Origin of the sequence: Bartonella massiliensis, from assembly GCF_902150025.1 — a bacterium.
Lineage (GTDB): Bacteria > Pseudomonadota > Alphaproteobacteria > Rhizobiales > Rhizobiaceae > Bartonella > Bartonella massiliensis.
Genome location: NZ_CABFVS010000037.1, coordinates 20269 through 30152 on the forward strand (window position 1 = coordinate 20269; position 9884 = coordinate 30152).

Annotated in this window: 5 protein-coding genes and 2 riboswitches; of the genes, 4 read left to right on the forward strand and 1 reads right to left on the reverse strand. The window is 39.2% G+C overall.

The features are described 5' to 3' along the window. Positions 1-318: 318 nt before the first annotated feature. Positions 319-416, forward strand: a riboswitch (glycine riboswitch). A 1-nt stretch (position 417) separates the two neighbouring features. Continuing rightward, positions 418-509: riboswitch (glycine riboswitch) on the forward strand. Between the two features lie 44 nt (positions 510-553). Genes gcvT through gcvP form a run of 3 tightly spaced genes read left to right on the forward strand, consistent with a single transcriptional unit; the run spans position 554 to position 4842 of the window. Continuing rightward, entirely contained in the window at positions 554-1666 is a 1113-nt protein-coding gene (gcvT, locus tag FNZ60_RS07930; RefSeq protein ID WP_142417062.1) for a glycine cleavage system aminomethyltransferase GcvT, read from the forward strand. Positions 1667-1672: 6 nt separating this feature from the next. Then, positions 1673-2041, forward strand: coding sequence for a glycine cleavage system protein GcvH (gene gcvH, locus FNZ60_RS07935; protein WP_142417063.1), 369 nt, complete (start codon positions 1673-1675; stop codon positions 2039-2041). A gap of 5 nt (positions 2042-2046) precedes the next feature. Beyond that, a complete protein-coding gene (gene gcvP, locus FNZ60_RS07940; protein ID WP_142417064.1) occupies positions 2047-4842 on the forward strand; it encodes an aminomethyl-transferring glycine dehydrogenase in 2796 nt (931 codons plus the stop codon). A 2132-nt stretch (positions 4843-6974) separates the two neighbouring features. Here the strand turns inward: gcvP and alr are convergent. Further along, the gene (gene alr / locus FNZ60_RS07945) at positions 6975-8090 is read right to left on the reverse strand and encodes an alanine racemase (RefSeq protein WP_142417065.1); all 1116 of its coding nucleotides are present in this window, start codon (positions 8088-8090) and stop codon (positions 6975-6977) included. A gap of 1079 nt (positions 8091-9169) precedes the next feature. On the opposite strand from alr, the gene FNZ60_RS07950 reads away from it, so the two are divergent. Next, positions 9170-9884 (forward strand): ferredoxin--NADP reductase (locus FNZ60_RS07950; RefSeq protein ID WP_142417066.1); only part of this gene is annotated, 715 nt, incomplete at its 3' end.

The window sequence follows — 9884 nt, forward strand, 5'->3', positions numbered from 1 at the left end:
GTCCTTATTCTTAAAAAAATATAAAACCTTATCGTTAAGGTTAAATTGAGCAAGAAAGAATATTGTTTTGCGATCTTTTTAGTGTGTGATATTTTGCATAATTTTCAAGGGGTATTTTTGTTTATCACTTTTTGTTTTAATTTTCCTAAAATGTGTTCCTTACAATTTTTGTAAGCTTCGATAAGGATATTATTATAAATCTTTTGGAGAAGCTGATGCAAGTTTTAAAATAAGAGTATGTTCTCACTTTACTAATGACAGTGCGATAAAGATAGGTTATAGATTAAGACATGCTGGAAAGAGCGTTATCGTTTCTTTCATTCTTTTGCGGGAGAGTGCAGAGTGCAGATTTTCGCATTGCCGCCGAAGGGGAAATAGCCCATAATCTCTCAGGCGTGAAGGACCGTAAAAGGAGGAAGGCAGATCTGGAAAGTCGGGAGAGCCCGCGCCGAAGGTGTAAGCGAAAGGTCTTTTCGCGAGTCTCTCAGGTTTATGACAGAGGGGTGCAGAGACGGCCATATTGTGTGGGCGTTAGCGCAGCTTTGGAGTTATTATGGGTTCACAACAAGAAACATCTTTTTTAAAAACACTTCCTTTATATGATTTGCACGAAGAAGCAGGAGCAAAATTTGGTGCTTTTGCAGGGTGGAATATGCCTTTAACTTATCCACTTGGCGTTTTGAAAGAGCATCTTCATACGCGGGAACATGCCGGTCTTTTTGATATTTCTCATATGAAATTAATTGCCGTTGAAGGGGAACAAGCCGTGGAATTTTTATCCTATGCTTTTCCCATTGATGCAGCTGCTTTAAAGATTGGGCATTCACGGTATAATTATTTGCTGAATGAGCAGGCAGGTATTCTTGATGATCTTATCATTACCCGTTTGGATGAGTGCCGTTTTATGTTGGTTGCTAATGCGGGGAATGCGCAGACTGATTTTGCAGAATTGGAAAAGCGTGCTGTTGATTTTGAATGTCAAGTGATTGCTCTTGAAAGGGTATTGCTTGCTCTTCAAGGTCCTGAAGCGGCGGCTGTTTTGGCTGATGCGGGTTTACCAGGCAATGAATTATTTTTTATGCAGGGATTCGAACCACAACAAGATTGGTTTATAACGCGTTCTGGATATACGGGAGAGGATGGTTTTGAAATTGCGTTACCCATAGGGCATGCGCATATGTTGGCTGAAAAATTGCTGAGTGATTCTCGTGTTGAGTGGATTGGGCTTGCTGCACGCGATAGCTTGCGGTTGGAAGCAGGGTTATGTTTGCATGGAAATGATATTACCCCTGATACGACGCCTATTGATGCGGCTCTAACATGGGCTGTTTCTAAAAGTGTTCGAGAAAAAGCACAATTTTATGGCGCAAAAGCTTTTCTTGAAGCGTTGCAAAAAGGGCCTTCTCGTTGTCGTGTTGGATTAAAGCCGCAAACGCGCCAACCTATTCGTGCCGGTGCGGTGCTTTTTGATGATCATGGCAATGAGATTGGCGTTGTAACATCAGGCGGTTTTGGTCCTTCTTTTGATGGTCCTGTCGCGATGGGGTATGTTCCTGTTGCGTGTAAAGTTGAAGGTACAGAAGTCTTTACAGAATTGCGAGGTAAAAAGATTACCCTCTCAGTTCATTCTCTTCCCTTTGTGGAACAACGTTATTTTAAAGGATGATTTTTTATGTCTAAAACTTATTTTACACAAGACCATGAATGGCTTAGCGTTGAAGGACAAATGGTGACTGTTGGGGTTACACATTATGCGCAAGAGCAATTAGGCGATTTGGTTTTTGTTGATTTACCACAAAGTGGGACAAAACTTTCCAAAGGAGAGGCTGCGGCTGTTGTGGAATCCGTTAAAGCCGCTTCAGATGTTTATTCTCCTCTTGATGGTGAAGTGGTCGAAAGCAATGAAGCGTTGGCTGGTAGTCCTGAGCTGGTAAATCAGAAAGCCGAAACAGAAGGCTGGTTATGGAAAATGACCTTGCAGGATGAAACACAACTGGAAGAGTTATTGGATGAAGATGCTTATAAGGCTCTGATTGGATGAATATCATGAGTGAGCGTTCTTTTTCTTCTCGACATATTGGGCTGCGTCCTGATGAAACACAAAAAATGCTTGATGTTTTAGAGATCGATAGTGTTGACACACTGGTCTCTCAAGCTGTTCCCGGTTCTATCCATTTGGAGCGTCCGCTTAATCTGCCAAAGGCTGCGAGTGAAGCCCAAGCCTTGGAAGAACTCTCCAAGATGATGGAGCGTAATTGTGTGCACAAAAGTTTTATTGGGCAAGGATATCATGGAACTTATGTTCCTCCGGTTATTTTGCGAAATCTGTTTGAAAATCCAGCTTGGTATACCGCTTATACACCCTATCAAGCAGAAATTAGTCAAGGTCGTTTAGAACTTTTATTTTATTTTCAGACATTGATTAGTGAATTGACCGGTTTGCCTGTTGCTGCTGCTTCTCTTCTTGATGAAGCAACCGCTTTAGCGGAAGCTAATGCCCTTGCTTTCCGTTTTGCGCGGGAGAAAAAAACAAAAATTTCTCTTCAGAGTCTTTTGCATCCTCAGACTTTAAGTGTTGCGCAAACGCGTGCTGAAACACAAGGCATTCGGATAAGCGACGAGAAGGAAATTTGTTCTAATACAGCGGCAATTGTTCTCTCTTGGCCTGATACAAAGGGGGCTTTTCATGATTATCGTGAGGTCATAAAAGAGGCAAAGGAAAAAGGAGCACTGGTTATCGTTGTGGCTGATCCTTTAGCGCTTACCCTTATGGAAGCACCGGCAAAATGGGGCGCTGATATTGTTGTTGGTTCTATGCAGCGTTATGGTGTTCCGATGGGATTTGGTGGTCCGCATGCTGGTTACCTTGCGGTGAGTGATGCGCTCACACGTCTTATTCCAGGGCGTATTGTTGGTCAGTCTGTTGATACAAAAGGGCGCGTTGGTTTCCGTTTAGCTTTGCAAACACGTGAACAACATATTCGGCGCGATAAGGCGACGTCAAATATTTGTACAGCTCAGGCTTTATTGGCAAATATGGCAACAGCTTATGCTGTTTGGCATGGACCACAAGGCTTACAAGAAATTGCAGAACGGATTCATCATTTAACATGTCGTTTTGTTGCTAGTTTAGAGGCTGCTGGTGTTTCTTGTGAAGGTGAGGCTTTTTTTGATTGCGTTAGCATTGTTGTGAAGGGAAAAGCGCGCCAGATTGCACATCAAGCCAAGATGAATGGACGCCTTGTTCGTGTTCTTGATGATGACACCATTGCAATCAATTTTGATGAATTATCGACAGAAGAAGATGCTGCTGCTTTAGCACAGCTTTTTGGGGCACAACTCGTTGATCAAGCTTCTCCACGACTCTTTGGTCAAAGGCGGGATGCTACTTTTCTTTCTCAGTCCTTTTTTCATACGGTTCATTCAGAGACAGATATGATGCGCTTTTTGCGTCGTTTAGCGGATAAAGATTTGGCACTGGATCGGGCGATGATTCCTCTTGGTTCTTGTACCATGAAGCTTAATGCGGCGGCTGAATTGATGCCTGTGAGTTGGGCGAGCATGGCCAATATACACCCCTTTGTTTCACAAAAGGATGCGGCGGGTTATTTGGAAATGATCAAGCAGTTAAATGCGTGGTTGTGTGAAATTACAGGGTTTGCGCAAGTTTCTTTTCAACCAAATTCTGGTGCTCAAGGTGAATATGCGGGGCTTTTGGCTATCCGACGCTATTACCACTCACGGGGCGAACAGCAACGGACAGTTTGTCTTATTCCGGCCTCTGCACATGGGACCAATCCAGCTTCAGCGCATATGGCAGGCATGGAAGTTGTGGTGGTAAAATGTTTAAGTGATGGCGATGTTGATGTTGATGATCTCAAAATGAAAGCGCAATTGCATAAGGATAAATTGGCCGCTCTCATGATTACTTATCCCTCAACCCATGGTGTTTATGAGGAAAGTATTAAGGAAATTTGTTCTATTATTCATGAAAATGGTGGACAAGTTTATTTTGATGGCGCTAATCTCAATGCACTTGTGGGGCTTGCTCGTCCTGCTGATATGGGTGCTGATGTTTGTCATATGAATCTGCATAAAACATTTGCCATTCCGCATGGAGGGGGCGGTCCTGGTATGGGACCCATTGGGGTTGCAACGCATCTTAAGCCTTTCTTACCAGGGCATGAACAAGATGGTACAACTCATGCGGTTTCGGCAGCGCCTTATGGAAGTGCATCTATTCTTGCCATTACGTGGATGTATATTCGAATGATGGGCGCTGATGGCTTAAAATATGCGACACAAATAGCCATTTTAAATGCTAATTATATTGCTGCACGTCTTTCTTCCGCTTATTCCATTCTTTATCGGGGCAAACATGGAAGGGTTGCTCATGAATGTATTGTGGATACACGTGTGTTGAAAGATCAGTATGGGGTGAGTGTGGATGATATCGCAAAACGTCTGATTGATTATGGATTCCATGCACCGACAATGTCGTTTCCTGTTCCGGGAACTTTGATGATTGAGCCAACGGAATCAGAACCAAAAGCAGAGATTGATCGTTTTTGTGATGCATTACTCTCGATTGCTGAAGAAGCAAAGAAAGTTGGGAGCGGGGTTTGGCCAAAAGACAATAATCCATTGGTGAATGCCCCTCATACCGTCGCAGATACTTTAGATGACGCTTGGGTAAGACCCTATTCGCGAAAAGAAGCTGCTTTTCCTAATAGTGCTCTTGATTTAGCCAATAAATATTGGCCTCCTGTATCGCGGATTGATAATGTTGCAGGAGATAGAATGCTTATTTGTTCGTGTCCACCCTTGGGAAATAGCTATTAAAAAATATGTATGCAATTTATTTGTTTGCATAAGCGAAAAAAGCCCACACATTTTGTGTGGGCTTTGTGCTTATTGAGCATGTTACTTTGAACATTTTACTGTGGCATTATTTGTTTATTTTCTAGAGCTTTCTTGTTTTTATACCATGAGAAAAATCGAAAAGGTCAACAAAAAAGCTATGCTTTGTTGGCGATAGGCATGCTCTCTTTTGTCTTCTTATTGTATCGCTTGGTTTTCGTGATTCGGTGCATCGGTTGTTTCTAGTCAGCCAATCCATATAAACAAGAGTAAAACCTATAGAGACAGAATCCAGTTTTTTGCATGGGGTTTGATATACTACATCTTACCAAGCAGCCCCCGGCTAGTTTGCAGAAAAAAGAAATCATTGCGAGAAAGTGAGCATGCTTGTTTTAGGATTTCTAATGCTTCTGATGATAAAGGCATGCGAAATTCTATTATCGCATCTCGCTTTCCTTTCATATTTTAGAGCTAAGAATTGTCTTAATATTTTTCTTCAATCTGCTCTTTATGAAGATGATGCAAAATATGGATGAACACATGTCAGAATAAGTCAATGCAAAGCTCAAGTTTTGTTATGGTTGTTTTTTATAGAGTCTTTTATAAACAGTCGGCACATCTTTCCAGTTTATTGCAGGTCAGTTTTTGACTTTATAGCATTATTTTCCTAAGAGCATATATGTTGTAGCTGTTGCTTATCAATCAACATCTAATCTTTATGCAGGAGCGTATTTGAGCCAGAGATTGAGACAAAAAAGAACTTTATGAGTAGTCCAGTTTTTGGATAGCCGTATGCCAGATGGGGGCGCAAGAGAATAGCAGATCTCTGTTGCTGTTGAAAGACAATCTAATTTTGAAAAAAATGTAAAAGCCGTAGAGGTAAAAATCAATCTCCAGTTTGTCATCTCCTTTTAATTCAGCTTTACGGTTTTCAAAAACATCTAAAGTAATGTTTTTAAGAATAGAGATTATTTATTGCCTTATGTTTTTGTTTTATTGTGTTCTTTAATGGGGGCACACCTTTCACGTAAAACAGAATACCTCAAACAGAATATAGGTATGTTGTCGTTTCATAAGTTTGTTTTAAAGAAATACCTTTTAAGGTTTTCAAGCCCATTACATGGTGGCAACCATGAATGATATGATGGTAAAGATCCCATACAGTAATATAAAGTCGCTCTATCTTTAGGCTTGTGAAAGAGTAAGCGGCATTATCACACACTTTCCCATCGCATATTTTGCCAACGTTTAATAGTATAAGCCCTTGGTCTTGGAGCCTCTTTATAAGAGACATACTGTTCTTGTACAGTTTTTACTTATCCGCAGTTCTGCTTATGATGTGTAAGCCAAGTGATTTTGATTGATTAAATATACGCAGATTTGAAATGAGAGAGTTTTACGGTATTTGGGACTTTCATTTAATATGCAAAACAGTGAATTATCATTATAAATCAATATGTCATCATTTCACAATAGGCTTTATGAGTAGTAAAGATAGACTCGTGGTATAAGGTCGGATGAATGATATAAAATCATTTCGTAATGATATAAAGTTTATTGCGTACCACTATCTTTATTTCAGAAAGGTGTGAATCAGGTACCCTCATGATTTATTGATCAATTTCCCAATGAAGGAGGGGTTCTTTTAGGAATTCATAAGATATATTTTCCTTTTTGAAATCATTTTACCCACACGATTTTTTCTGCTTTGTGGTGTGCACAAGAATAGGTTTGGTTGCTTAACTATGAATAAGATGGAAATAAGAGAGTTTTGCGGTATTCAAGCTTATAATTTAAATTGAATGACGCTAGACTATTATTATAAATCAAAGTGTTGTATGATATGAAGAGAATGAATATTTTGGCTTAATGGGGCTATTGATTTAAAAATTTGGCAGGAGTTTCTTTTGTCAATTTATGCGAAAAAGGCTTAGTTTTTGTGTTTTTGGTAAAAGACTTTTCCATAAACAGTTCATTAACTTGTCTAGTTTGAGATCTCTGTGACTGCATGAAGTTTCATGATCATTCTATTTGATTGTTTTCAAATCTTTCGTAGAAGCTCTCTGATTTTTTAAGATGATGATTTTTATCGGTTTATTTTTTTCAGAGAGCTTCTAGGTGTAAATGTATTTATAACGCGAACCAAGAGACGTTAGAATTTCATTGGGAAGGGTGTTGGCATCTAGAGATACTTTTTCAAGTGTTTGATGGGGTCCAATGAGTTCTACCCAGTCACCCATTTGAGGCTTTTGATCAAGATCGGTTGTATCGACAATAATGGAATCCATAGAAACGCGCCCAACCATGGGAAGTGTGTGTCCATTGAAATAAACAGTTCCTTTATTCGAAAGAGAACGGAGCCAGCCGTCTGCGTAGCCAATAGAAATGGTTGTCAGAGTGCTTGGTCTGTTGGTTATAAAGCTTTCTCCATAACCAACAGGTGCTCCTGCATCAACAATGCGGTTTTGAATGACTTGGGCTTCAAGTTTTAAAACAGGTTTCAGAAGGGATGTGTGTTTTCCGGAAGGATCGACCCCGTAAAGTGCAATACCAGGGCGAACAAGGTCAAAATAAAAATCTGAGCCCAAAAAAATACCTCCAGAATTTGCAAAGGAAGCGCTACAAGGGGGCAGTTGGGCAAGAGCCGTTTTGAAAGAAGTTAATTGAGCATAATTTGATGGGTGTGTATCATCTTCTCCATTAGCAAGGTGAGCGAGAATATATTTTATGTCTGCTTTTTCAAAAATTGTAGGGTGTTTGATGAGTTTTTGTAATTCTTTTTGATCAAGTCCTAATCGGTTCATATGGGTATCGATTTGAACAATTGCTGGAAATTTTTTATCCTTTTTTTGACAAATCTTTTGCCAAACTTCAATGGCATTCCAAGAGTTCAAGACAGGAACAATACCAGACTGTGCGACAAATTCTTCTGCCAAGTGTGGAAGTCCATTCAGAAGGGCTATCATGGCATTTGATGGTAAAATGCTCTTTAATTGTAATGCTTCTCTGATTTGAGCGACAAAAAAAGTACGACAACCCGCTTGATAGAGGGCAGGGGCAATTTTGTGAGTGCCTAGCCCATAGGCATTTGCTTTTACAACGGCTGAACATTGTGTTGGAGCCACACGTTGAGCTAAAGCGATATAATTGGCAACAATGGCACTGACATCAATGGTTGCGACAGCTGCATAGAGGGATGTATTTATTTCATCATTAACGGATTTATTCATTTTAAAATCTTATCTTTGTTCGTGCGTAAGGGTATTTCATAAAGATACCTTATGATAGAGGAAAAAATGCTGTTTGTTATGGCTAAAATCATAAGTCTCCCATACTTAAATCATGCACTATGAAAGCCGTTTTTTATGTAAAATAGTACTCTGGATATAAGAGATGTTTTCGTTTTATCTGTGTTGTTATCAACCCAGTGTCGTTTGATAATTGATAAAACATAGATTTATGTTTTTTACTTATTTTTCCTAACAGAGGCATATTAAAAAAATGAAACATAACTTATTGTATTGTATCATTTTGAAGAGTGCAATGTTATGCTGTTTTTGCGAGTGGAATTGTTTCTCTTAAAATAAGCATGGCTTGCTTATTTAGAGAATATAAAATGATAAATTATTACCCTCAATCAATGAATTACAAGCAATGACTTACACGTTTTTTCCACGAGAAAAGCGGCGATCACTCATCTAGGCAATTTTAGATATTGTTTCATGCACTTAAAATTACTTTTCTTAAATAAAAAAGAGTGTGTATTCACTTGCTGATCCATTAAAAGCCGTTGATTTGGATATTATTTCTTTTCAAGGTAGATTGGGGACTTTCATATTGGCTTTGCTATCTTTTGGTTGTTTTGCGTTAAATCAGTTTGAGGGGTCATAGAGTGCGTTAGATTCATTTGTTTATGGCAGGAGCAGTGTAAAAAGGTCAGAAAACAATGGCTGTATAATGCTGGGATTTTGTTGGGGGCGTGCGTTTATTGTTCAATTAACAAAAGTTTTAACTCTTTTATTTTAAGGTCTTGGGTTATAAACTTTGTAAAGTGAAAGAATGTTATAACGTTATAATGGACAAATGGCATGATGTGTTAAAGGCGAAGAGAGTACAGTGATTGTTTAATCTTCAATTTTTTTCTTGGAATATAATTTATATTTGTATTTTCTTTATTCGATTAATTTTGACATAAAAGTGTTAATCTTAAGAGTTTTGCTTTAAGAAAATTGTTGGCAGATGGTTATGCACGTATTATATCACGTCAAGAATTCGAAATTTAACGTTCAATAAAGCTATGGGGAAGAGTATGAATACGTCTGCTACCAATGTTTCGTCAAACAGCAGCAGCGTTGCTTCAGATTTTCCGATTCCTGAGAATGTATTTGCTCTTACTGTTCAAGAGGTTTATCATTATACGGATCGATTATTTAAATTTCGACTGAATCGTCCGGAAAGTTTTCGTTTTCGTTCAGGTGAATTTGTTATGATCGGTTTGCCAAATGCAAAAAAGCCGATTTATCGCGCTTATTCGATCGCGAGTCCCTTTTGGGATGAACAGCTTGAGTTTTTTTCAATCAAAGTTCCAGGAGGGCCATTAACCGAGCATCTGCAAAAAATTAAAATTGGTGATACAGTTCTCATGCGTAAAAAACCTACGGGAACGCTGGTTCTTGATGCTCTTATTCCTGGAAAACGCCTTTATCTTCTTTCAACCGGTACGGGGGTTGCTCCTTTTGCAAGCCTTATACGTGATCCTGAAACGTATGAAAAATTTTCAGAAGTGGTGCTTATTCAAACAACGCGTGAAAAGAATGAGTTGACTTATGCAAAAGATCTTGTTTGCTCTTTGCAACAAGATCCACTGATTGGTGAATACACGAAACAGTTGAAGTTTTATCCTATGACCACGCGTGAATCTTCTGAGCATATGGGGCGTATTACAACTGTGATGGAGAGTGGATGCTTTTTTGAAACAACGGGTCTGCCTAAAATTCATCCTGATGAAGATCGGGTGATGATTT

Excerpts from the sequence above, each read along its gene's own strand:
- gcvT (WP_142417062.1), top strand. The coding sequence starts at position 554 with ATGGGTTCACAACAAGAAACATCTTTTTTAAAAACACTTCCTTTATAT.
- gcvP (WP_142417064.1), top strand. The coding sequence starts at position 2,047 with ATGAGTGAGCGTTCTTTTTCTTCTCGACATATTGGGCTGCGTCCTGAT.
- alr (WP_142417065.1), bottom strand. The coding sequence starts at position 8,090 with ATGAATAAATCCGTTAATGATGAAATAAATACATCCCTCTATGCAGCT.
- gcvH (WP_142417063.1), top strand. The coding sequence starts at position 1,673 with ATGTCTAAAACTTATTTTACACAAGACCATGAATGGCTTAGCGTTGAA.